This window comes from Stenotrophomonas sp. GQ19 (genome assembly GCF_059758695.1).
This window is the reverse complement of the sequence record NZ_JCAXES010000019.1, coordinates 1-1,437: the sequence shown is the minus strand read 5'-3', so window position 1 is coordinate 1,437 and position 1,437 is coordinate 1. Positions and strand designations below refer to the sequence as shown.

Sequence of the window (1,437 nt, the reverse complement as noted above, 5' to 3'; positions counted from 1 at the left end):
TGAACTGACCCCCGGAAGTTGGACACCCATTCAATAGCCGGGGTGTTCATGACGAAGTACGACAGGTGTTTCAAACTCAAGGTCGCCCGGGAGGGTGCCGCAGGCACCCTCCCGGTGAGGGCTGTAGCCGCGCGGCATGGGCTGGATCCATCAATGGTCCATCGGTGGATCGCTGCTTACCGCCACCATGGACAGGACAGCTTCCTGATCGATGCTGGGCGCTACACCGACCAGTTCAAGGTGTCGGTTCTGGCGCGGATGAGCCGTGATGGCCTTTCGGTACGTCAGGCCATGGCAATCTTCGGGATTGCTGGACCCGGCGTCATCCCCCGTTGGCAGCGGCAGTATGATTCGGGTGGTATCGGCGCACTGACGCCCACTCGTGATCGATTCCGAATGAGAAAAAAGCCCGCGACCTCCCAGCCTGCCAAGGATCTCACGCACGATCAGCTGCTCAAGGAGGTGGAGTATCTGCGCGCGGAGAATGCCTTCCTAAAAAAACTCGATGCCTTGATCCAGGAAGAGCAGGCGGCCAAGCGCGCATTACAGCGCAAGCCGTCCAAGGATTGAGGCAGCATCACCGACTGTCGCTTTTGCTCAAAGCGGCAGCGCTATCTCGCAGCACGTTCTATTACCAGACTCAGGCCATCTCCCGGCCTGACCATCAGGCCGGGTTGAAGCGCCGCATCAAGGCAATCTACCGTCGCCATGAAGGCCTATATGGCTACCGACGCATTGCCGATGAACTGCGCCAGGCCGGCGAGCTGATCAATCGCAAGGTCGTCCAACGTCTGATGGGGTTGATGGGCCTCAAATCGGTGGTGCGGGTGAAAAAGTACACCTCATACCGCGGCGCGGTGGGCGCGGTTGCCCCGAACACCCTTCAACGCGAATTTCATGCTTCACGTCCTAATCAAAAGTGGGTTACCGACGTCACGGAGTTCAGGGTGGGCGGGAAAAAGCTCTATCTGTCGCCGATCATGGACTTGTACAACGGCGAAATCGTGGCCTACCAGACAAACACACGCCCATTGCTGGATATGGTCACAGCCATGCTCGGCAAGGCCTTCTTGCGACTGAAGTCCGGTGAAAAGCCACTTCTTCACTCAGATCAGGGTTGGCAGTACCAGCACCGGACATACCAGCACCTGCTGAAAAAACAGGCCGTCACGCAGAGCATGTCGCGCAAGGGCAATTGCCTGGACAATGCCGCCATGGAGAGCTTCTTTGGCACCCTGAAATCGGAATTCTTCCATCTCAAGCGCTTCACCAGCATTGACCAGCTCAAACGCGGACTGGACCACTACATCCGGTACTACAATCACCAGCGCATCAAGCTCAAACTGAATGGCCAGAGCCCGGTTCAATTCCGGATCCAAGCCTTCGGTACCTAGATCCCACTGTCCAACTTTGTGGGGTCAGTTCAATGGCGTGGCT

1 protein-coding gene is annotated in these 1,437 nt (G+C 57.5%); it reads left to right on the top strand.

Features of this window, described 5'->3' with window-relative positions:
- Positions 1–48: 48 nt before the first annotated feature.
- A protein-coding gene (locus tag AC6CHL_RS20745; RefSeq protein ID WP_425598280.1) for an IS3 family transposase occupies positions 49–1,394 on the top strand; the annotation gives its coding sequence in 2 pieces (ribosomal slippage) (positions 49–502 and positions 502–1,394; 1,347 coding nt in all).
- The last annotated feature ends 43 nt before the right edge of the window (positions 1,395–1,437 follow it).